The following is a 19,763-nucleotide window of genomic DNA, read 5'->3' on the forward strand; positions in this document are numbered from 1 at the left end:
CGAATATTTCGGAAAATGCCGAAGATTCGCGCGGTCCTTAACGGTTTTGTAACGATTCCCGGAAAATTGCCCGCTCTCCCTGCGGTAGATTGTCCCTATGCCTTGACGGCAGATCAGGACCAACAGGGAGAACGCAAATGTCCGACAAATTCATCGTCGGCTTCGATGGCAGCGATACGGCGCAACGCGCGCTGGATTTCGCCACGAGCCGGGCCAAGGCGCAGGGGGGCAGCGTGCTGATCGCGCATGTCCTTGAATGGTCGCCCTATTCCTTTCTGACCCCCACCGAGATCGAGGAACGCCACCAGCGCCGGACCGAGGAAATGGCGCGCGCCGAAACCGCCATCGTCAACCCGGCCAAAGCATCGGTCGAGGCGGCGGGCGTGCCGGTCGAGACGGTGCTGAAATTCGGCCATATCGCCGAGACGCTGTGCAAGCTGGCCGAGAAGGAGGGCGCCACACAGGTTGTGATCGGCCGCAACGGCCATTCCACCTTTGGCAGCCGGGTGTTCGGATCGGTCGCCGGGTCGCTTGTCCAGACATCGCCGGTGCCTTGCACCATTGTGCCGTAAGGGGGTTTTCATGACCATTTTCAAACACACCGCTGTGGCGGCAGGGCTGGCGATGGCCGCGCAAGGCGCCGCGGCCCAGTCCATCGACGAACAGATCAACGCGGGCTTTGCCAGCGCCACCGGCTGGTTCGTCAACCTGATCTTCATGCCGTTTCCGGGCACGTCCTTTCCGTGGATCGTGGCGTGGCTGGTGGTGGCTGCGACGGTCTTCACCATTTATTTCGGCTTCATCCAGTTCCGCGCGGCGGGCCATGCCATTGCCTTGGTCAAAGGCGACTATTCCGACCCGGATGACGCGGGGGAGGTGAGCCACTTCCAAGCCTTGGCCACGGCGCTGTCGGGCACCGTGGGTCTGGGCAATATCGCGGGTGTTGCGGTGGCCATCGGCATCGGCGGGCCGGGGGCGACCTTCTGGATGATCCTTGCGGGTCTGATGGGGATGGCGTCGAAATTCACTGAATGTACGCTGGGCGTGAAGTATCGCAACGAGTTTCCCGACGGCCACGTGTCGGGCGGGCCGATGTATTACCTGAAAAAAGGCTTTGCCGAGCGAGGCTTGCCCGGCGGTGGGTTCCTTGCGGTGATGTTCTCGATCTTCTGTATCCTTGGCGCCTTGGGCGGGGGCAACATGTTCCAGTCGAACCAGGCGCATCAGGCGCTGACCGGGGTGCTGGGGGAGTATCCGGGTTTTTGGACGGGAATCGTCTTTGCCGTCATCGTCTTCGTGGTGATCGTCGGCGGGCTGAAATCCATCGCCAGCGTGACCGAGAAGGTCGTGCCCTTCATGGCGGTGATCTATGTCGGCACCGCCCTGATCATCATCTTGATGAACGCCGACATGATCGGCTGGGCCTTTGGCCAGATCTTTGCCGGGGCGTTTACCGGGCTCGGTGTGGCGGGCGGCATGGTCGGCGCGCTGATCCAGGGCTTCAAGCGGGCGGCGTTTTCAAACGAGGCCGGTGTGGGCTCGGCGGCGATTGCGCATAGCGCGGTGCGCACCAAGGAACCGATCACCGAAGGCTTCGTCTCGCTTCTGGAGCCGTTCATCGACACGGTCGTGATCTGCACCATGACCGCGCTGGTGATCATCATCACCCAGCAGCTGATGGTCGACGAGGCGACGGGCCTTTATATGCTGAACGAGGCGGGCACGGCGATTGCGACCGTGGACGGCAATTCCGGCGTCGGTCTGACGGCGGCGGCGTTTGGCAGCGCGTTCAGCTGGTTCCCGACGGTGCTGGCCATCGCGGTGATCCTGTTCGCCTTCTCGACGATGATCTCGTGGTCCTATTACGGGCTGAAGGCGTGGACCTACCTGTTCGGCGAGGGCAAGGGCAAGGAGCTGACCTTCAAGATCATCTTCTGCCTTTTCGTGGTGATCGGGGCCTCGGCCAACCTTGGCCCGGTGATCGACTTCTCGGACGCGGCGATCTTTGCCATGGCGGTGGTGAACATCATCGGGCTGTATTTCCTGATGCCGATCGTGAAGCGCGAGCTGAACAGCTACATGTCGCGGTTGCAGTCGGGGGAGATCAAGAAGTTCACCGAGTGAGCTTGACGGTTCGAACGAGAGAGGGGCCGCCCGGTGGGTGGCCCCTTTTTGGTTTCGCCCAGCATTCGCTGGTCGACCCGCGCGCGCTGCGCGCGCGGTTGGGGGCGCTGCCCCCGCGCCTGCGGCGCTCCCCCGAGGTATTTGGGGACCAAAGAAGCAGGGGCGGGGTTTGCTCAGGCTGCGGCGAAGCCCTTGTCCAGCGCGGTGAGGATCGTGTCGATCTCGGCCTCGGTGATGGTGAGGGGCGGGGACATCAGGATGTTGTGCATCCCGAGGCGGACCATCGCGCCGGCCTCGTAGGCGGTCTGGTGAATGCGGGCCATTGTGGCGGCGTCCATCGGGGTCTTGGCCGCCGTGTCGCTGACGATTTCGATGCCGGTCATCAGGCCGTGGCCACCGCGCACATCGCCGATGATGGCGTGTTTCTCGGCCAGTTTCAGGACGCCCTCATAAAGCTGCGTGCCCCGCGCGGCAGCGTTGGTTTTCAGGTCGAGACGCTGGGTTTCGGCCAGTGTCGCGATGACCGCAGCCGCGCCGACCGGGTGGGCGGAATAGGTGTAGCCGTGATAGATCGCGCCCTCGGCATCGGATTTCTCGAACACCTCGGCCACGTGATCGGCGATCAGCGCCGCACCCACGGGGAAGTAGCCCGAGGTGATGCCCTTGGCCGTGCTCATCATGTCGGGTTTCACGCCCCAATGCCGCGCGCCGGACCAGTCGCCTGTGCGGCCAAAGCCGGTGATGACCTCGTCGGAAATCAGCAGGATGCCGTGGCGGTCGCAGATGTCGCGCATCAGTTTCATGAAAGAGGCATCGGGGACGATCACGCCGCCCGCGCCTTGGATCGGTTCCATGATGAAGGCGGCGATGGTGTTCGCGCCCTGAAAGGCGATCTCGTCCTCCATCGCTTCGGCGATCATTTGGGACAGGCGCGCGCCGTCGGTTTCATGGAACGGGTTGCGGTAGGTATAGGGCGAGGGCAGGTGGAAGCAGCCCGGCAGGAGCGGTTCGTATTTCGTGCGGAAGCGGTTGTTGCCATTGACCGAGGCGCCGCCGAAATGCGTGCCGTGATAGCCCTTCTTGAGGCTCAGGAATTTCGTCCGGGTGGGTTCGCCACGCAGGCGGTGATATTGGCGCGCCAGCCGCAGGCAGGTTTCGACGCTGTCCGACCCGCCCGAGGTGAAGAAGACGCGGCCCATGCCATCCTCGGCAAAGAATTCCTGCACGGCATAGGCGGCCTCGATTGCCGAGGGGTTGGTGGAGCCGGTGAAGGCGGAATAGTAGGGCAGCTCTTGCAGTTGGTCGGCGATGGCCTGTTTGACCACGTCGTTGGAATAGCCAAGGTTGACGCACCACAAGCCCCCCACCGCGTCGACAGCCGTGTGGCCGTCGATATCGGTGATGGTCACGCCCGAGGCGCGCTTGATGATCTTGGGCGGGTTGGCCTGTGCATCGCCCGGGTGACCCATCGGGTGCCACAACTGGCGGGCATTGTTTTCCTTGAGAAAATTCTCGTCTTTCATGGCGCGACTCCTGCGGCAGGCTTTTGATCAAATTGCCAGCGGGCGCGCCCCCTGTCCAGTGTTTCGGCGGAATATGGCGCGCGGTGCGAAAGTCGGCGCGCATGCCGTGCGCACGTGGTAGCCTGCGCAGGCCGACCTTGGGAGCCTTGCGATGCGTGCCTTGATGATGATCCTTTGCCTGCTGGGCGGGCTGGCCCATGCCGAACCGGCCCAACTGCATGTCGCGGGCGAGATCGCACCGGGGATCAAGACGATCGATCAGGGTGCGCTGCGGGCGCAGGAACATGACCGGATCACCCATATCACCTTTCACCACGAAGGGTTTGCGGGCAGCGATGCCGATCTCTTCGCCAAGGCCAGCCGGGCGCGGCAAACGCAGTCGATCACCCAGCGCGTGCTGAACATCAACCACTATCACGCCACCGATGCCGGGCTGGGGATGATCGCGTACCATTACGTGGTCGCGCCCAGTGGCGAGATCGCCAAGGCGCGGCCCGTGAAATACAAGCCTGCCACCATGTCCACCGAATGGGGGTCGAGCCAGCGCGCGGATTTCGAGGGCCACTTCGCCGTGATGGCGCTGGGCGATTTCAACCACGAAAGCCTGACCCCCGCCGCCCGCCTATCGATGATCCAAGTGATGTCCGAGGCGCAGCGGGCCTACCGCGTGCCGACCCACCTGATCCAGCCGCATCGCGCCCATGCCAATACCTCTTGCCCCGGCGAAACCATGCTGGCGGAGGCGGATGAACTGGCGCTGCGGGTGACGGTCTACAGCGTTCAGACGGAGCTTTCCTTGCGCGGATGCGACGTGGCGGCTGACGGAATCGCGGGTACGGCGACGCGCAAGGCGCTTGTGGCTGCCGGGCTTCCCGGGGCCGGAGATGTCACTGATACGGTTCTGTTTCGATTGATCGACAACCCTGACCTGCATTGCATGTGAGGCGCGTCACCGCTTTGCGGAAATTGGCCGAGTTGTCGGCATCCCGGTCATTGTTTCGTTGCTGCCCTGCGTCTAGCATCCGCCGACGTCGGTTGCCTGTTACATCTGAACATCATCCCTTTCGCCCATCGGTCCAGCGCCCTGCACAATGACGACAGAATGCACACAGGAAATGCAACGGTTGTTCACCGTCGAATACGGGGAAATGCCCGAGGTCGCGGTGCGGCTGGCCGGGGTGTGCCTCGGGGGGGTGCTGCTGTTCATCTATACCGGCTGGCCGTCGGCGTGGCTGTGGTCGCTGGGCTATGTGGCGCTTCATGGCATCAACTATGCCTTCCTCAGGGCCCGTCGCGACGCCGCGACCCAGACGGATTGCGTCATCGGGGGCGTGCTGTTCCTCGTGCTGTACGCGTCGTTCCTGTGGATGCCGGCTTATATGGCCACGACCGAGGATGCGACGCTCGTGTTTTCCGGGATCGTGCTGGGCGCGTCGACCTTTGCCTTCATGATCCGGCGCTCGGACACGATGCTGTGGATGATCTTTGGTGAAGTCGCGATCCTGTCGGCGATGATCATCTGGGTCCTCTTGTCCAAGATGACGGTGATCGAGGGCGAATTGGCGGTCTTTGCCACGATGCTGGTGACGGTGGCGATGACTGCCTACATGTTTCAGGCGGTGTTCATCGCCCGCAAGGTGCGGCTGGAGGGCGAGGCCGCCGCGCGCCGCGCCGCGCAGGAGCAAAAGATGGCGGCGATCGGCCAGTTGGCCGGGGGCGTGGCGCATGACTTCAACAACGTGTTGACGGCGATCATCGGCAATCTCGAACTGTACGAGGCGCTGCCCGACCCCGATGAGCGCGACGAGGTCGTGCGCGAAGCCCATGCCGCCGCCAAGCGGGCCGAGGCCGTCGTCAGCCACCTGCTGATCTACGCCCGCAAGGCGCCGGTCCGGCGGCGGGCGGTGCTGCTGAACGCGGCGGTCGCGCGGACCATGCAACTGGCGCAACGGGGCATACCCGCGCGCATCTCTTGGCGGTTCGTGCCCGAGGGAATGGATGTCGAGGTTCGCGTCGATGAAATGCAGCTGACCACGGCGCTGATCAACCTTGTCCGCAATGCTGCCGATGCGATCGAGGACACCGGCACGGTGACGCTCTCGACCCGGTTCGAGATCGTGGCGCAGCCCATGCCGATGGCGGATGGCAGCCTGCTGCCCCCGGGACGGTATGCCCGGATCGGCGTGGCCGACACCGGCAGCGGTATTCCCGAGCAGCACCTGCGACGCGTGCTCGAACCGTTCTACACGACGAAACCGCCGGGCAAGGGCACGGGGCTTGGCTTGTCGATGGTGCTGGGCTTTGCGCGCGACGCGCAGGGCGGGCTGTGGCTGAGCAGCGGGCGCGACGGCACAGAGGTTGCGGTCTACCTGCCGGGCAGCGTCGTCGTGCAGCCACATGGGGCGGAAACGGAAAACGCCGCCCAGATGGACGGCGTTTCCTGAAAGTCCGAAGCGGCGTGGCTCAGAAGCCGAGGCCTTCGTATTTCTTCTTGAACTTCGACACGCGGCCACCCTGGTCGAGGATGCGGCCCGTACCGCCGGTCCATGCCGGGTGCACGGTCGGATCGATGTCGAGCACGAGCGTGTCGCCTTCCTTGCCCCAAGTGGTGCGGGTCTGGAACTCGGTCCCGTCGGTCATGCGGACGGTGACGAGGTGGTAGTCGGGATGCAGGTCCTTTTTCATCTCGTCTTCTCCTTACGACTTGGTTTTCAGGGGCTTGTAGGTCGAGTCCTCGGCGATACGCGCCGACTTGCCGCGACGCGAACGCAGGTAGTACAGCTTGGCGCGACGGACGCGGCCACGGCGGACGACCTCGATGGATTCGATGTTGGTGGAATACAGCGGGAACACACGTTCCACGCCTTCACCAAAGGAAATCTTGCGAACGGTGAACGAACCCGCGATGCCCTTGCCGTTCTTGCGGCTGATGCAGACGCCTTCGTAGTTCTGCACACGGGTCCGGGTGCCTTCGGTCACCTTGAACCCGACGCGGATGGTGTCGCCGGGTTTGAAGTCGGGGATTTCTTTCCCCAGCGCAGCGATCTGCTCCGCTTCGATCTGTGCGATCAGGTCCATCTGATCATCTCCTATGCTACTCGCGGTTTGCCCGCGGGTGATGTCTGCCCAGTGCCTTGGCGCCGGTTGGTGCGAAGGGTAGCCAGCTGTTCTTTGTTGCGATGACGGCCGAAAAGGGCCGGCACCAATATCAAACGGCACCGAGTCGCCCCGATGCCTTCCGATGGGCGGCTGATACGCTGCTTGCGCCCCGTGATCAAGGCATTTCCGGCGTTGAGGCGGCTGCGCGGCGCCATGGCCGCACGCCGAAGCCGTTCGATCCAGTTTTATGAAAACACTTGCTTAATCAGTCCGATCTAAGGTGCCCCTGCGCACGAGAGACGATGGCATGTCGAGCATATTGACAAATTCAGGGGCGATGACCGCGTTGCGCGTGTTGCGGCATGTGCGCGACGCGCAGGATGACGTCCAGTCCATGGTCGGAACGGGCATGGCTGTCGCCACCGCCCGCGACGATGCCGCGGTCTGGGCCATCTCGAAGGTGATGCAGTCCGATGCGGCGGCCTTCGACCAGATCAATGACGCGCTGTCGCTGGGCGCGGCGACGGTTGCGGTGGCCGGGCAGGCCTCGGAAACCGTGGTCGACCTGATTGCCGACATGAAGGCAAAGGTGATCGCCGGGGCGCAGGAGAATGTCGACCGCGCCAAGCTGGGGGCCGATATCGACGCGCTGCGCGATCAGATCTCGCAGCTTGTCGCGGCGGCGCAGTTCAACGGGCTGAACCTCGTCGACCATACCTTTCCCGAGCGGGGGGCGGACACCGCGTTGCTGGCCTCGCTCGACCGCGATGTCCAAGGGGTCGAGGCGCGCTGGATCAGCGTGGCCAAGCAGGACCTTTCGCTGCACGAGGAGGAGGCGACCGGTTGGAACACCACCGGAATCGGCCGGACGATTGCTGCCGGGGATCGGCGTCTTCTGGGGCGCGTTCAGGACACCGAGACGCCGGGCACCCTGTTTCGCATGAACGGGTTGGCCGGGTTGCCGCTGCCCCGGCCCGTCGTCTTCGGCCATGGCGGCGATCACGCGCAGACGATACGCGACATTCGCGACGGGATGGAATTTGCCGCAAAGGCGCTCGGGCTGTCCTTTGCCTTCGACTACAGCACCACGGCGACGGGCACGCAAATCTATGCCACCAATACCGGGGACACGGCGATCACCTTGACGGATGTGGACCTCGAGATCGTGCGCTTTGGCACGCCCACGGCGCAGACGCGGGTGCCGGGGCGGCTGTCGCTTCTGAACCATGTCAGCGTGGCCGATGCCGGGCTTGCGCGCGCCTCCCTGCATATCATCGAGCGCAAGCTCGACCATGCCACCGCGGCTGCGGCCGAGTTCGGGACCGTCAGCAACCGGATCGACACGCAACGCGCCTTTGTCTCGCATCTGGCGGATGCGTTGAAATCGGGCATCGGGGCATTGGTCGACGCGGATCTGGAAGAGGCGCAGGCCCAGCAGCAGGCTTTGCAGGTGCAGGGCGAACTGGCGGGGCAGGCGCTGTCGATCGCCAATGCCGCGCCGGAACACCTGCTCAGCTTGTTCGAGTAATCAGCCCTTGTCCCGGTGCTGCGCCCACAGGTCGGGGCGGCGGGCCTTGGTCAGCGCCTCGGACTGGGCGCGGCGCCACTTGGCGACGTTGCCGTGATGGCCCGACATCAGCACGTCGGGGATCGCGTGGCCCTTCCAGTCTGCGGGGCGGGTGTATTGCGGGTGTTCCAGCAACCCGTCGGAAAAGGATTCCTCTTCGGTCGAGTCGGCATTGCCCAGCACACCCGGCAGCAGGCGGATCGTGGCATCCAGAAGCGCCATGGCCGGCAATTCTCCCCCGGTCAGGACGAAATCGCCCATCGAGACCTCGGTGATGCCGTAATGGTCGATCACCCGTTGGTCGAGCCCCTCGAAGCGGCCGCAGATCAGGGTTACGCCGGGGCGCGTCGCCAATTCGCGGGCCATCGGCTGACAGAACGGCGCGCCGCGCGGCGACAGGTAGATCAGCGGGGCGGCGGCGGGCATGCGGGCGCGGGCATGCTCGATCGCGGCGCCCATCACGTCGGGGCGCAGCACCATGCCGGCGCCGCCCCCGGCGGGGGTATCGTCGACATTGCGATGCTTGCCGATGCCGAAATCGCGCAGGTTCACGGTGGACAGCTGCCACAGCTCGTCCTTCAGCGCCTTGCCGGTCAGGGACAGGCCGAGCACGCCAGGAAAGGCTTCGGGGAACAGCGTGATGACCTGCGCTGCCCAAGCGCGGGCCAGAACCGGACGCTCGGCCATCAGGTCGCTGGGCACCAGCGTCGGCCGGATGGATTTGCGGCCGTGGGATTTCATCGGCGTGTCGTCACTCATGCGCGGCAGATAGCGCGAAGTCGCATCCGAAGCCAGCCCTAAGCGCGGGCGATGGCCCGCTCCGGCAGGTCGACATAATCCCGCAACCGGGGGGCTTCGGTCAGGCTGCCGTCCCGCAAGGACCAGTTGCTGCGCAGACCGGGGGCGCGCCCCGGATAGTCCGTAAAGACCCCATGCGGGTCGGGCCAGCGGCGCTGCCCGGTCAGGCGGGCCAGTTCGTCCAGCGTCGCGGTCATGCGTGGCGCATCCCCTGCCACCGCATCGACCGGGCTGAGGGCCAGTTCGGCGACCCGGTAGAACCCGGCATTCCAACGCTCGATGATGTCATGCACCGTGTCGAGGTAAACCTCGTCGCCAAGCCGCGCGGCGGCCTGAAGGCGGCCATCTGCAGCGAGGAAGGCCAGATAGGCGGCCACCGTCGCGCGGTCGCAGCCACGCTGGCGCAGGCACCACAGGGCAGCGGCCCGCTGCTGGGGATCGCCGGGATCGTGTTCCAGCACGATGCGGTGCCACAGATCGATATCCGGCACCTTGAGCGACTGGATGGACATCAGCAGCGATCCGGAATCGTCGCCGCGCAGCACCTTTTCCCAATGGGCCTGCGTGGCGAGATAGGCGGCATGGTCGCGGTCGAATATCGCCCTTTTCGCGGCAAGCTGGTCGACTTCGTCGCGCAGGGCGAGGATCGCACCGGGGGCAAGGAACAGCTGCGCCAACCGCCCGGCATCGCCGGGGCTGGCGCGCAGCACTTGGTCGAGCAGCCAGAGATCGGCCAGTTCGTCGGGCGCCAGCACTTCGGGAACGCGGGCGGCCCAAGATGCAAGGAAGCGCCGCAAGATGCAGGCGATCGCGCCGTTACGGTCGATCGGCGGGCCGAGGTGGAGGTTTTTGTCGCGATGCGACAGGGCTGCGTTCAGACTGCGGCGCTGGGCCTCGATATCGGGCAGATCGGCCAACCGATGGGCTGCGGGCAGAAGAAGGCTTTGGGACTGCCGCGTTTTGGGGTTGGGGGTGGACTTGAACGACGCGACGAGCGCGTAAATCCCCGTGGCACCGCCGATGGCCACGGTCACGGCGGTCCCCAAGACCGGAAGGGGCAAGACGACCGCGGCAAGCGCCGGGCCAATTGCGAGGCCGGAGAGGAGCAAACGATGCGGCATACAGGTAACCCGGTAAAAGTTAAGCAATTGAGGCTAAAATTGGACGGGAAATGTGGCGCCATGATGGTGGATTTCGCCCAAAATCGCCGCCACTGTCCCGCGCCTTGGGAGGGTGCCGCCGCATCGCGAAGAACTGTTTCTGATTTACGCTAGGTCAGACGGTCTGCGGCGGTGTCTCGATTCGACACGCGCCCTGAGAGCGCCCCATTGCCGAAGGCGCCTTGGTCGACGGATTTTGCTCAATGCGGTCGGGTCGCTTTGTGCCGGCTCAGTCCAGCAGGCCCTCGGGCGGGTCGGCCACGATCCGACCGGCGGTCAGGTCGATGGTCGGGACGACGTCCATGGTGAAGGGCAGAAGGACCGTGTTGGACTGGCCGGGGACGGTCAGTTCGAGCAGGTCGGAAGCGCCGTGATTGTGCACGGCCTTGACCCGGCCCAGCTCGGTGCCGCCGGTATCGACGACGTGCAGGCCGATGAGATCGGCGTGGTAGAATTCGTCATCGGGCAGCGAGGGCAGGCGGTCGCGCGGTGCAAACAGCCGAAGCCCCTTGAGGGCATCCGCCTTTTCCTTGGTGCGGATGCCGGTCAGGCGCGCGGCAAAGCCGCCCTTTATCTCGCGGCTGAGTTGCAGGTCGTAGACCTGCGCGCCATCCTCCGTGCAGAGCGGCGCATAATCGGCGATGGCCGCCGGGTCGGCGGTGAAGCTCTTGAGCCGCACCTCGCCATGTACGCCAAAGGCACCGGCGATGGCCCCCACGCAAATCAGTTCGCTCATTTGGTCACCGGGAGCAATATCCCGCCCTGTTCCAGATCATGCCGTTGTTTTCGCATGATTCGCGCTGTTGTCCACGTTCAAAGACGATGCCGGCCACGAAGGTGGCCGCGAGCAGGACAACAAGGCGAATGAGGCGGAACATCGATCAGGTCATGCCCCGGCGGGCGGGTGGGCCACCCGCCGGGAGGGACGTCCGAAGCAGGATGGGTTCAAACCCATCCTACATTCATTCGGCGTCCGCTGCTTCGGCGGCTTTCGCAGCCTTGGCTTCCGCGCGTTCCTGGGCGGCTTTGCCCGGGGTGCCCTTCTTGGGGTTGTTGCGCTCTTTCTTGGCGGTCACGCCTGCGGCTTCGAGGAAGCGCGCGACGCGGTCGGTGGTCTGTGCGCCTTCACCCAGCCAGTACTGGACGCGCTCGACGTCCATCTGAACGCGGTCTTCGCTGTCCTTGGGCAGGAGCGGGTTGTAGGTGCCCAGCTTCTCGATGAAGCGGCCGTCGCGCGGCATGCGCGAGTCGGCGGCAACGATGCGATAGAAGGGGCGCTTTTTGGAACCGCCGCGGGCGAGACGAATCTTGATAGCCATGAGTGTGTTCTCCTTTGGATGGCTTTGGGTAGGATGGGTGATCACCCATCCTACGTCAGGCTTGGTGTTGCATGTGGTGCTGGATGACTTCCTGAATGACGAAGTTCAGGAATTTCTTGGCGAATTCCGGGTCGAGATCGGCATGGGTCGCAAGATCCTGGAGCCGCGCGATCTGCTTTTCCTCACGCGCGGGGTCGGATGGGGGAAGGTCGTGCTGCGCCTTGAGGACGCCCACGGCCTGTGTGTGCTTGAACCGCTCGGCCAGCGTGAAGACGAGGATCGCGTCAAGCCGGTCGATGCTTTCGCGGTGCCCTTTCAGCAGCTCCGCGGCGCGGGAAATCACGTCTGTCTCAGTCAATGGCCCAGCCTTTCGGTTTGAACAGGGGATCCTGGTAATGCGCGATTTCCATCGCGATCCCGTGGGCGGTCTGGCTGCCGCGCAGGGCGTCGGGCGCGGGGTGGCGATAGACCGCGTCATTGCCATCGATGGACGGCGCGTCGTGGTCCTTCTTGCAGCCCAGTCGTTCGGCCAGCCGGATGCTGTCGAGGTTCTTGGGGTCGATATAAGAGACAGCCGTCTCCCAGCCCTGCTCGTCATAGTAGTAGCGGCGCACGGCATCGGTGGCCTCAAGCGCATAGCCCTTGCCCGCCTTGTTCGGCCAGATGATCCACGCGATTTCGCGCTCGGGCCATTTCGCGGGGCACCAGCCGCCCGCCATGCCGACGGTCTCATCGGTCTCGGCGAGGTGGATCATCCACATGCCGAAGCCGCGGATTTCCCAATGGCCGATCTCTGCCGCGTACAGCATCCACGTCTCGTAGGCGTTCAGCGGCCCGCCCATGAAGCGCGAGCGGTAGGAGGCAAACGTGGCCTTGAAATCCGGGTAATCCTGCGGCTCGGGGGCGCGCAGGATCAGCCGTTTGGTGGTGAGGACGGGGATGTCGCGATGTCCCATTACAGGCGCTCCCTTTTCGTGAGTGCAAAGCCGGTCATGCGTCCTCCCTCACATGCCGGTAGACGCAGGTCTCTGCGTCATCGAGCGCCTCTTCGGCGGCCTTGTCGCGTTTCGCGCCGAGCTTGCGCATCAGCTTGCGACAGCGCTGGTTGTCGCGTGCCACGTAGGACACGACGGAGGCCCAGTCGAGATCGCGAAACGCATGGTCGCGCGCGGCGATCATCGCCTCTTCGGCGATGCCCTGACCCTCGGCCTTGTCGAGCAGGAAAATGCCCAGCTCGGCCTCGGGGTCGTCGTATTCGAAGCCCAGCGTGACGAAGCCCGCCGAGGGGCGCGTCTGCGCGTCGATGGTCCACAGCCCGTGGCCGTGCAGCAGCCATTGCGCGGTGTATTGCGTGAACTCGGCCCATGCCTGCTCGCGGCTGAACGGCCCGCCCATGAAGCAGGCGCGGTCGCTGGTCATGATCTCGGCGAAGGCGTCGAAGTCATAGATGCGCGGCCCGCGCAATTGCAGACGCCGCGTGTCGATCTGCGGGATGCGCCCGCCCAACCGGGCGGCAGCGCGTGCGCCGGGGCCGGGGCGGTGCGTTTCGCAGGGCGCGGTCACGAGGACATCCTTGGCGTTCATGGCCGCACCTCCGGGTGACGCCAGACCTGCGCGGGCTTGTCGCGCAGGGTGATCTCGGTCTCGAAGGATGCGCCGAGGCGCGTTGCCAGCGCCTGACTGCGGGCATTGTCGGGCGCGATGAAGCTGGGCAGGCGCGTCAGGCCCAGCCGCGCGGCCCCGGCGCGCGCGGCGGTCACCGCCTCGAAGGCGATGCCCTTGCCCTCGGCCTCGGCGGTGACGCCATAGCCCAGTTCCGGTTCCGGCCAGTCGAAGGGGTGGAAAATCCCGGCAAAGCCCACAAGCGCGTCCGTGTCGCGCAGATGCGCGAACCACAGGCCGTGGCCGCGCAGATGCCATTGGCCAAGCGCCGAGGTCAGCATGGTCCAGACGTCGACGGGCTCTTTGGGGCCGCCGTTGAAGGCGCTGCGCGGGTCGCGGAAATAGGCACACAGCGCGTCGAAATCGCTGGCCTCCGGGGCGCGCAGGATCAACCGGTCGGTGGTCAAGGTCGGGATCATGCCAGCACCTCCGATGCCGGAGGGTGCCGCCAAAGCTCGTCCTCGCCCATGTGCTCGTTGTGATAGGTGCGCTCGTACTGCGCGCCGAGCCGCGCGGCGAGGCGTTTGGACCGGTCGTTGGACGGCACGATATTGGATGTCAGCGTGGTAAAGCCGAGGTCCTGATAGGCCCAGAGGCGGGCGCGGGTCGCGGCCTCGAACGCCACGCCTTTGCCCTCGAACCCGTCGAGGACCAGCCAGCCGAGTTCCGGCTCGGGCCAGGGCACAGGGTTCCAGATGCCGGTCATGCCCGCGGGCTGGCCCGAGGCGCGGTCTTCGATGATGAAATACCCGTAGCCGTGCCAGTGCCAGTGACCGACATTCAGCGTGAACCAGCGCCATGCATCGCCGCGCGTTTCCGAGTGGCCAAACCCGTGCGCGCGCACGGGATCGCGCAGGAAGGCGATGATGGCGTCTGCATCCTCGCGGCGCGGGCCACGCAGGATCAGGGTCTTGGTTTCCAGACGCGGGGCGTTCGTCAATGTCATGCGCACGGCCTCCCACAGGGGGCAAGGCGCTTCGAAGCGCCTTGGACAAGCGCCTTCGAAGGCGCTTGGGCGCGGGTTTGGACCGGGGCGCTCATGCGTAGGCCTCCGGGCTGCCGTCGAGGTCTGGCAGGTGGCGATAGACTGCGGTTTCTTCAGGCGTTTCGCCCATGGGCAGCGCAGCGTCATGGTCTCGGCGCGCGCCGAGACGCGTCGCCAAGGCAATGGACCGGGCATTGTCAGGATCGATGTAGGAGACGAGGGTGTCGAACCCCTGCTCCCACGCCCAGTGCAGCGCTCCGGTGGCGGCCTCGGTGGCGTAGCCCTTGCCCTCGGCGTGGTCCAGCAGCGTCCAGCCGAGTTCCCGTTCCGGGAAATGCGGCGGTTGCAGGATGCCGATCTGGCCGATGAAATCGCCGTCGCGGGTTTCGATCCCCCAGGCCCCGTGGCCGATCAGGTCCCACATGGCGACCTCGGAGGCCAGCCAGCGCCATGCTTCCTTGCGCGGGATCGGCCCGCCCATATGCCGCGCGCGATCCGTCTCGAACAGGTCACAGAGCTGTTCGAGGTCTGCCATCACGTGGGCGCGCAGCGTCAGGCGCGGGGTATGGAGCGTCGGGGCGGGCATGTCTGTCGTTCAGGGGCCTTTGCGGGTGGTGAGGCCGGATGCCTCCGGCGGGGGTATTGGAGCCAAGAAGAAACGGGGATCACTTCTTCTTGCCGAGGCCGGAGAGGCCGGGGGGCAGACCGGCGCCACCCAGACCGGGCAATTTTCCGGACATGCCAAGCTGTTTGGCGGCGGCTTCCATGGCTTTGGGGTCCATCTGGCTGGGGTCCATCCCGGCCATGTCGGCGGGCATGCCGCCCTTGCCGAACATGCCTTTCATGGCCTGTTTCAGCATGCCGCCTTTGCCCATCTTGCCCATCTTCTTCATCATGTCGGACATCTGGCGCTGCATCTTGAGCAGCTTGTTGAGGTCGGCGACCTCCATGCCCGCGCCTGCCGCGATGCGTTTCTTGCGGCTGGCCTGAAGGATCTGCGGATTGGCGCGTTCCTTTTTCGTCATGGAATTGATCAGCGCGATCTGCTGGCTGAGGATCTTGTCATCCATCCCGGCGGCTTCGGCCTGTTTGGCCATTTTCCCCATGCCGGGCATCATCTGCATCATCGCGCCCATGCCGCCCATCTTCATCATCTGGTCGAGCTGCATCTTGAGGTCGTTCATGTTGAACTGACCCTTGGCGAAGCGCTTCATCATGCGTTCGGCCTGCTCGGCCTCCAGCGTCTGTTGCGCCTTTTCGACCAGCGCGACGATGTCGCCCATGCCAAGGATGCGGCCTGCGACGCGGTCCGGCTCGAAGGTTTCGAGCGCGTCCATCTTTTCGCCGAGGCCCACGAACTTGATCGGCTTGCCGGTGACGGCGCGCATCGACAGGGCGGCACCGCCGCGCCCGTCGCCATCCATCCGGGTCAGCACGACGCCGGTGATCCCGATGCGGTCGTCGAAGTTCTGGGCGGTGTTGACGGCGTCCTGACCGGTCAGGCCGTCGACCACCAGAATGGTTTCGCGCGGGTTGGCGACGTCGCGCACCGCCTCGACCTGCGCCATCAGTTCCTCGTCGATCGACAGGCGACCGGCGGTGTCGAGCATGTAGACATCGTAGCCGCCGAGACCGGCTTGGGTCTTGGCGCGTTTGGCGATGGCGACCGGGTCCTCGCCCTTGATGATGGGCAGGGTGTCGACGCCGATCTGGGTGCCGAGGATCGCCAGCTGTTCCATCGCGGCGGGGCGGTTGACGTCGAGCGAGGCCATCAGGACCTTTTTCCCGTCACGCTCTTTCAGCCGTTTGGCCAGCTTGGCGGTGGTCGTCGTCTTGCCGCCGCCCTGTAGGCCGACCATCAGGATCGGCGCGGGCGGGTTGTCGACCTTGAGCTTGCCGGGTTCGCCCTCGCCCGCCAGCACGGCGATCAATTCGTCATGGACGATCTTGACGACCTGCTGGCCGGGGGTGACGGATTTGGTGACGGCGGCGCCGGTGGCTTTCTTTTCCACCGCCTTGACGAATTGCCGGGTGACGGGCAGCGACACGTCGGCCTCAAGGAGCGCGACGCGGACCTCGCGCAGGGCGGTCTTGACGTCATCCTCGGACAGCGCGCCCTGCTTGGTCAGCCGGTCGAACACGCCGCCAAGGCGTTCTGACAGATTCTCGAACATGGGCAGTGCCCCTTTTCTATCGGTTCCCATACCCCCCAGATAAGGAGGCGCGGCGCGTGTCGCAAATCCCGAAGGCTGACCAATAGGGTGCGGCCCCCGTGGGCGAATCCTCGCTGACGGGGGGCGATCCCGGCCAATGGCCATGGGACCGGAAGGCTGACGCTTCCGGATGTTTGGGCGGCAGTTACGCCAGCCAGACCGATGAGTCAAGGAAATATGGGGTTGAGCGCCGCGCCCCATCTGTCAAACTGGGCGCATGGAACAGTTTGCCGACAATGTCTGGCTGTTTGACGGGCCGGTCGTCACGGCGGCGCTTGGGTTTCAATACTCGACGCGCATGGCGGTGATCCGGCTTTCTGATGGCGGGCTGTGGGTCTGGTCGCCGGTGGCGCTGCCGGATTTGCAGGCCTCGGTCGCGGCCTTGGGTGAGGTTCAGCATATCGTCCAGCCTTCCCCTCTGCATGACACATGGATCAAGGATTGGCAGGCGGCCTATCCCAAGGCCTGTGTCTGGGGGCCGAATTTCGACGTCGTGCCACCCGGCGCGGAAATCTCGCATGTGATCGTGCCCAACCGGATTGCCGACGAAACGGTGTTCTTTCACCACGCCAGCGGAACGGTGTTGATCTGCGACTTGCTGCAACAGATGCCGCGCGATTGGTATGCCGGTTGGCGCGGCGTGGTCGCCCGGCTGGACAATATGACGGGTGATGTGCCGCAGATGCCGCGCAAGTTTCGCATGGCGTTGCGCCCCGGGGCGCGCGATGCCCTGCGCACCGTCCTCGGCTGGCCGACCGAGCGGCTGGTGATCGCCCATGGCCCGCCGGTGACGCAAGGGGCAGGGCGGGTGCTGGCCCGTGCCTTTGCCCCCTTGCGCCTTTGATCTCAGGCGGCGAGCGCCTCGATATCCTGTGCGGCGCGCTGCGCCGAGGCATCCGGATCGACCATCTGCCGGTCCGAGCGCACGACCTGCACATCGGTGATCCCCATGAAGCCCAGCACGTGGCGCAGCCAAGGGGTGGCAAAGTCGATTGCGCCGTCAACCTCGGTGCCGCCCGAAGCCATCACGAGGATCGCGCGCTTGCCGGTCAACAGGCCTTCGGGGCCGTTCTCGGTGTAGCGAAAGGTCAGGCGGGCGCGGGCGACCATGTCGACCCATGCCTTGAGCGCGGAGGGCACGCCGAAATTGTAGATCGGCACGGCGATCAGCAGGGTGTCGGCCTGTTTCAGCTCCGCCACCAGCTCGTCCGACAAGGCCAGCGTGGCGCGCTGGTCTGCGCTGCGCTCTTCCTCCGGGGAGAAATTGGCGGCGATCCAGTTGGCATCGATCTGCGGCAGGCCGCCGGACAGGTCGCGCGTCAACGTCTGCGCGGGGTTAAGCCGTTGGGCGATGTCGTCGGCGAGACCGCGGCTGACGGACCCTTCGGTCCGGGCAGACGCGTCGATGCGCAGCAAGGTCTGTGTCATGGTAAGGAGCCTTTCCGTAAGGGTGTGCCTTTCAGATCGGCTCTTGCATCTTTGAACGCAATGCAGATGAATGAACGGGATATGTGAGGTGACGCACAGAGGATGTGATGGACAACTGGGACGAAATCCGCACCGCCTATCAGGTGGCGCGGCTGGGCACGGTCAGCGGCGCGGCCGAGGCGCTGGGCGTGCATCATGCCACGGTGATCCGCCATATCGACGCGCTCGAAGGCCGGCTCGGCGTCAAGCTGTTCCAGCGTCATGCGCGCGGCTACACCGCAACCGAGGCCGGGCAGGACCTGCTCCGCGTGGCGCAGGCGACCGACGACCAGTTCGCCCAACTCGAAGGGCGGATCAAGGGGCGCGGCAACGACGTATCGGGGGAATTGGTGGTGACCTCGCTCGTGGCCTTCGCGCCGCTGCTGGTGCCGGCGCTGACCTCGTTTCGCGCGCAATATCCCGAGGTGACCGTCCGTCTGCTAACCGGCGACCGCCTGTTCCGCCTGCAATATGGCGAGGCGCATGTGGCGTTGCGCGCCGGTGCGGCGCCGCAGGAACCCGACAACGTGGTCCAGCCCTTCGCGCGCGAACAGATCGCCCTTTACGCGAGCCGCGCCTATGTCGAGCGGATGGGGATGCCGGACAGCGAAGAGGCGCTTCGGGAGCATCATTTCGTCAGCCATGACGATGCCGAGACACGCGCGCCCTTCTTGCGCTGGTTGCACGGTCATGTGTCGCCCGACCGGATCGTGTTCCGCGCGATGGACACGCGGATCATGGAGGCCGCGGTGCTGGCGGGCGCGGGGATCGGCTTCTTCGGGGTGCGCGAGGCGACACAGCACCCCGATCTCGTGCAGGTCATGCCCCCGCGCGACGAATGGACGTCGCCGCTATGGCTGGTGACCCATGTGGATCTGCACCGCACCGCCAAGGTTCAGGCCTTCGTGCGGCACCTCAAATCCTTTGCCGACGAGGAGGGCTAGCCATAAGCCCGCATCTGAAAGGCCACGCGGCGATGATGGTGTTTGCCGCTCTTGTCGCCGGGTCGTTCTCGCTCGGCCGGATGGCTGCGCCCTACATCGATCCGATGGTGCTGAACGCCGCGCGCTTCGTCATCGGGGCGATCGTGTTGTGGGGGCTGGCGCTGACGACCGGAGGGGTCGGCCGGGCGGTCTTTGACGCGCCATGGCGCTATTTCGTGCTGGCCGGTCTGTTTGCCATCTATTTCGTCACGATGTTCGAGGGGCTGAAGACGGCGGAGCCGGTCAGCATGGCGGCGGTGTTCACGCTGAACCCGGCGCTGACGGCGGTGTTCGGCTACATCCTTTTGCGGCAGGTGACGACGCCGCGCATGGCGATTGCGATCGTGATCGGCGGGGTGGGCGCGCTATGGGTGATTTTCGACGCCGACCTGTCGGCGCTCGTGCGCTTCGAGGTCGGGCGGGGCGAGGCGGTCTATTTCTGGGGGTGCATCGCGCATGCGCTCTACTCGCCCGTGCTGCGCAAACTCAGCCGGGGGGAGGGCGCGTTCGCCTTCAACGCCGGGGTGCTGAGCGCGGGCGCGGTGATCCTGATCGTATTGTCGGGACCAAAGCTGGTGCAGACGGACTGGGCGGCGCTGCCGGGTATCGTCTGGGTGACGATCCTGTACGTGGCGTTGCTGGCGACGGCGGTGACGTTCATGTGCCTGCGCTACGCGACGCTGCGGCTGCCTTCGGCCAAGGTGATGGCCTACACCTATATCGTGCCCAGCTGGGTGATCCTGTGGGAAGTGGCGCTGGGCCATGGTGTGCCACCGGCCTTGATCTTGCCCGGTGTGGCGCTAACCGCGCTGTCGCTGCTGATGTTGCTCAAGGATGAGGAGAGGGTCGCGGTTGCCTAGGGT

Annotated in this window: 24 protein-coding genes; 8 read left to right on the plus strand and 16 right to left on the minus strand. The window is 65.2% G+C overall.

Annotation, left to right across the window (positions count from 1 at the left end):
• Positions 1-137: 137 nt before the first annotated feature.
• Together D8Z78_RS09350 and D8Z78_RS09355 are read left to right on the plus strand one after the other, a co-directional pair.
• Complete coding sequence (locus D8Z78_RS09350; protein WP_121634086.1) at positions 138-572, plus strand: universal stress protein; 435 nt, start codon at positions 138-140, stop codon at positions 570-572.
• A 10-nt stretch (positions 573-582) separates the two neighbouring features.
• A complete protein-coding gene (locus D8Z78_RS09355; protein ID WP_121634085.1) occupies positions 583-2,124 on the plus strand; it encodes an alanine/glycine:cation symporter family protein in 1,542 nt (513 codons plus the stop codon).
• A 173-nt stretch (positions 2,125-2,297) separates the two neighbouring features.
• Here the strand turns inward: D8Z78_RS09355 and D8Z78_RS09360 are convergent, their stop codons facing one another.
• Positions 2,298-3,647 carry an aminotransferase class III-fold pyridoxal phosphate-dependent enzyme gene (locus tag D8Z78_RS09360; RefSeq protein ID WP_121634083.1) on the minus strand — a complete coding sequence of 450 codons (1,350 nt, stop codon included), beginning with the start codon at positions 3,645-3,647 and terminating at the stop codon, positions 2,298-2,300.
• Between the two features lie 151 nt (positions 3,648-3,798).
• Here D8Z78_RS09360 and D8Z78_RS09365 point away from each other — a divergent pair, with 151 nt between their 5' ends.
• Both D8Z78_RS09365 and D8Z78_RS09370 read left to right on the plus strand, forming a co-directional pair.
• Positions 3,799-4,590 (plus strand): peptidoglycan recognition protein family protein, encoded by a 792-nt coding sequence (locus D8Z78_RS09365; protein WP_121634081.1) that lies wholly within the window; start codon positions 3,799-3,801, stop codon positions 4,588-4,590.
• Positions 4,591-4,738: 148 nt separating this feature from the next.
• Positions 4,739-6,091: a sensor histidine kinase gene (locus D8Z78_RS09370; RefSeq protein ID WP_121634079.1), complete on the plus strand. Its 1,353-nt coding sequence runs from the start codon at positions 4,739-4,741 to the stop codon at positions 6,089-6,091.
• A 19-nt stretch (positions 6,092-6,110) separates the two neighbouring features.
• Here D8Z78_RS09370 and rpmE read toward each other — a convergent pair whose 3' ends face one another.
• Together rpmE and rplS are read right to left on the minus strand one after the other, a co-directional pair.
• Positions 6,111-6,332: a 50S ribosomal protein L31 gene (gene rpmE / locus D8Z78_RS09375; RefSeq protein WP_121634077.1), complete on the minus strand. Its 222-nt coding sequence runs from the start codon at positions 6,330-6,332 to the stop codon at positions 6,111-6,113.
• A 12-nt stretch (positions 6,333-6,344) separates the two neighbouring features.
• Positions 6,345-6,725, minus strand: coding sequence for a 50S ribosomal protein L19 (gene rplS / locus D8Z78_RS09380; RefSeq protein ID WP_121634075.1), 381 nt, complete (start codon positions 6,723-6,725; stop codon positions 6,345-6,347).
• Between the two features lie 328 nt (positions 6,726-7,053).
• Here rplS and D8Z78_RS09385 point away from each other — a divergent pair, with 328 nt between their 5' ends.
• Positions 7,054-8,274 (plus strand): flagellin N-terminal helical domain-containing protein, encoded by a 1,221-nt coding sequence (locus tag D8Z78_RS09385; protein ID WP_121634073.1) that lies wholly within the window; start codon positions 7,054-7,056, stop codon positions 8,272-8,274.
• Here D8Z78_RS09385 and trmD read toward each other — a convergent pair whose 3' ends face one another.
• The 12 genes from trmD to ffh all read right to left on the minus strand — a co-directional run bounded on the left by trmD (position 8,275) and on the right by ffh (position 16,411).
• Complete coding sequence (trmD, locus tag D8Z78_RS09390) at positions 8,275-9,072, minus strand: tRNA (guanosine(37)-N1)-methyltransferase TrmD (protein ID WP_121634071.1); 798 nt, start codon at positions 9,070-9,072, stop codon at positions 8,275-8,277. It lies immediately after the preceding gene.
• A gap of 38 nt (positions 9,073-9,110) precedes the next feature.
• A complete protein-coding gene (locus D8Z78_RS09395) occupies positions 9,111-10,232 on the minus strand; it encodes a hypothetical protein (protein WP_121634069.1) in 1,122 nt (373 codons plus the stop codon).
• Between the two features lie 268 nt (positions 10,233-10,500).
• Positions 10,501-11,007 (minus strand): ribosome maturation factor RimM, encoded by a 507-nt coding sequence (gene rimM, locus D8Z78_RS09400; protein WP_121634067.1) that lies wholly within the window; start codon positions 11,005-11,007, stop codon positions 10,501-10,503.
• A gap of 4 nt (positions 11,008-11,011) precedes the next feature.
• A complete protein-coding gene (locus D8Z78_RS24585) occupies positions 11,012-11,149 on the minus strand; it encodes a hypothetical protein (protein ID WP_164932932.1) in 138 nt (45 codons plus the stop codon).
• An 84-nt stretch (positions 11,150-11,233) separates the two neighbouring features.
• Positions 11,234-11,590, minus strand: a complete 357-nt coding sequence (gene rpsP / locus D8Z78_RS09405; RefSeq protein WP_121634066.1) for a 30S ribosomal protein S16 — start codon at positions 11,588-11,590, stop codon at positions 11,234-11,236.
• 55 nt (positions 11,591-11,645) lie between these two features.
• Complete coding sequence (locus D8Z78_RS09410) at positions 11,646-11,948, minus strand: chorismate mutase (RefSeq protein ID WP_121634064.1); 303 nt, start codon at positions 11,946-11,948, stop codon at positions 11,646-11,648.
• Entirely contained in the window at positions 11,941-12,546 is a 606-nt protein-coding gene (locus D8Z78_RS09415; RefSeq protein WP_121634062.1) for a GNAT family N-acetyltransferase, read from the minus strand. The genes D8Z78_RS09410 and D8Z78_RS09415 overlap by 8 nt, the downstream gene beginning before the upstream one ends.
• Before the next feature lie 34 nt (positions 12,547-12,580).
• Positions 12,581-13,174, minus strand: a complete 594-nt coding sequence (locus D8Z78_RS09420; protein ID WP_240672064.1) for a GNAT family N-acetyltransferase — start codon at positions 13,172-13,174, stop codon at positions 12,581-12,583.
• On the minus strand, positions 13,171-13,671 hold the full coding sequence (locus tag D8Z78_RS09425; RefSeq protein WP_121634060.1) for a GNAT family N-acetyltransferase: 501 nt from the start codon (positions 13,669-13,671) through the stop codon (positions 13,171-13,173). The genes D8Z78_RS09420 and D8Z78_RS09425 overlap by 4 nt, the downstream gene beginning before the upstream one ends.
• Positions 13,668-14,198, minus strand: coding sequence for a GNAT family N-acetyltransferase (locus tag D8Z78_RS09430; protein ID WP_121634111.1), 531 nt, complete (start codon positions 14,196-14,198; stop codon positions 13,668-13,670). The genes D8Z78_RS09425 and D8Z78_RS09430 overlap by 4 nt, the downstream gene beginning before the upstream one ends.
• Before the next feature lie 91 nt (positions 14,199-14,289).
• Positions 14,290-14,823 (minus strand): GNAT family N-acetyltransferase, encoded by a 534-nt coding sequence (locus D8Z78_RS09435; RefSeq protein ID WP_121630654.1) that lies wholly within the window; start codon positions 14,821-14,823, stop codon positions 14,290-14,292.
• A gap of 79 nt (positions 14,824-14,902) precedes the next feature.
• Positions 14,903-16,411, minus strand: coding sequence for a signal recognition particle protein (ffh, locus tag D8Z78_RS09440; RefSeq protein WP_121630653.1), 1,509 nt, complete (start codon positions 16,409-16,411; stop codon positions 14,903-14,905).
• A 256-nt stretch (positions 16,412-16,667) separates the two neighbouring features.
• Between ffh and D8Z78_RS09445 the strand changes: the two genes are divergently transcribed.
• Complete coding sequence (locus D8Z78_RS09445) at positions 16,668-17,294, plus strand: DUF4336 domain-containing protein (protein WP_121630652.1); 627 nt, start codon at positions 16,668-16,670, stop codon at positions 17,292-17,294.
• A gap of 2 nt (positions 17,295-17,296) precedes the next feature.
• On the opposite strand, the gene D8Z78_RS09450 is transcribed toward D8Z78_RS09445, so the two are convergent.
• Positions 17,297-17,878: an FMN-dependent NADH-azoreductase gene (locus D8Z78_RS09450; RefSeq protein ID WP_121630651.1), complete on the minus strand. Its 582-nt coding sequence runs from the start codon at positions 17,876-17,878 to the stop codon at positions 17,297-17,299.
• Positions 17,879-17,985: 107 nt separating this feature from the next.
• On the opposite strand from D8Z78_RS09450, the gene D8Z78_RS09455 reads away from it, so the two are divergent.
• Both D8Z78_RS09455 and D8Z78_RS09460 read left to right on the plus strand, forming a co-directional pair.
• Positions 17,986-18,861, plus strand: coding sequence for a LysR family transcriptional regulator (locus D8Z78_RS09455; RefSeq protein ID WP_121630650.1), 876 nt, complete (start codon positions 17,986-17,988; stop codon positions 18,859-18,861).
• 2 nt (positions 18,862-18,863) lie between these two features.
• The gene (locus D8Z78_RS09460; protein ID WP_121630675.1) at positions 18,864-19,760 is read left to right on the plus strand and encodes a DMT family transporter; all 897 of its coding nucleotides are present in this window, start codon (positions 18,864-18,866) and stop codon (positions 19,758-19,760) included.
• Positions 19,761-19,763: the final 3 nt, after the last annotated feature.

This window comes from Tropicibacter alexandrii (assembly GCF_003667315.2).
Taxonomy (GTDB): Bacteria; Pseudomonadota; Alphaproteobacteria; order Rhodobacterales; family Rhodobacteraceae; genus Tropicibacter; species Tropicibacter alexandrii.

Bases quoted from the DNA above. Each gene is read 5' to 3' on its own strand.
- D8Z78_RS09350 (WP_121634086.1), top strand. From the start codon at position 138: ATGTCCGACAAATTCATCGTCGGCTTCGATGGCAGCGATACGGCGCAA.
- D8Z78_RS09355 (WP_121634085.1), top strand. From the start codon at position 583: ATGACCATTTTCAAACACACCGCTGTGGCGGCAGGGCTGGCGATGGCC.
- D8Z78_RS09360 (WP_121634083.1), bottom strand. From the start codon at position 3,647: ATGAAAGACGAGAATTTTCTCAAGGAAAACAATGCCCGCCAGTTGTGG.
- D8Z78_RS09365 (WP_121634081.1), top strand. From the start codon at position 3,799: ATGCGTGCCTTGATGATGATCCTTTGCCTGCTGGGCGGGCTGGCCCAT.
- D8Z78_RS09370 (WP_121634079.1), top strand. From the start codon at position 4,739: ATGACGACAGAATGCACACAGGAAATGCAACGGTTGTTCACCGTCGAA.
- rpmE (WP_121634077.1), bottom strand. From the start codon at position 6,332: ATGAAAAAGGACCTGCATCCCGACTACCACCTCGTCACCGTCCGCATG.
- rplS (WP_121634075.1), bottom strand. From the start codon at position 6,725: ATGGACCTGATCGCACAGATCGAAGCGGAGCAGATCGCTGCGCTGGGG.
- D8Z78_RS09385 (WP_121634073.1), top strand. From the start codon at position 7,054: ATGTCGAGCATATTGACAAATTCAGGGGCGATGACCGCGTTGCGCGTG.
- trmD (WP_121634071.1), bottom strand. From the start codon at position 9,072: ATGAGTGACGACACGCCGATGAAATCCCACGGCCGCAAATCCATCCGG.
- D8Z78_RS09395 (WP_121634069.1), bottom strand. From the start codon at position 10,232: ATGCCGCATCGTTTGCTCCTCTCCGGCCTCGCAATTGGCCCGGCGCTT.
- rimM (WP_121634067.1), bottom strand. From the start codon at position 11,007: ATGAGCGAACTGATTTGCGTGGGGGCCATCGCCGGTGCCTTTGGCGTA.
- D8Z78_RS24585 (WP_164932932.1), bottom strand. From the start codon at position 11,149: ATGTTCCGCCTCATTCGCCTTGTTGTCCTGCTCGCGGCCACCTTCGTG.
- rpsP (WP_121634066.1), bottom strand. From the start codon at position 11,590: ATGGCTATCAAGATTCGTCTCGCCCGCGGCGGTTCCAAAAAGCGCCCC.
- D8Z78_RS09415 (WP_121634062.1), bottom strand. From the start codon at position 12,546: ATGGGACATCGCGACATCCCCGTCCTCACCACCAAACGGCTGATCCTG.
- D8Z78_RS09420 (WP_240672064.1), bottom strand. From the start codon at position 13,174: ATGAACGCCAAGGATGTCCTCGTGACCGCGCCCTGCGAAACGCACCGC.
- D8Z78_RS09425 (WP_121634060.1), bottom strand. From the start codon at position 13,671: ATGATCCCGACCTTGACCACCGACCGGTTGATCCTGCGCGCCCCGGAG.
- D8Z78_RS09430 (WP_121634111.1), bottom strand. From the start codon at position 14,198: ATGACATTGACGAACGCCCCGCGTCTGGAAACCAAGACCCTGATCCTG.
- D8Z78_RS09435 (WP_121630654.1), bottom strand. From the start codon at position 14,823: ATGCCCGCCCCGACGCTCCATACCCCGCGCCTGACGCTGCGCGCCCAC.
- ffh (WP_121630653.1), bottom strand. From the start codon at position 16,411: ATGTTCGAGAATCTGTCAGAACGCCTTGGCGGCGTGTTCGACCGGCTG.
- D8Z78_RS09445 (WP_121630652.1), top strand. From the start codon at position 16,668: ATGGAACAGTTTGCCGACAATGTCTGGCTGTTTGACGGGCCGGTCGTC.
- D8Z78_RS09450 (WP_121630651.1), bottom strand. From the start codon at position 17,878: ATGACACAGACCTTGCTGCGCATCGACGCGTCTGCCCGGACCGAAGGG.
- D8Z78_RS09455 (WP_121630650.1), top strand. From the start codon at position 17,986: ATGGACAACTGGGACGAAATCCGCACCGCCTATCAGGTGGCGCGGCTG.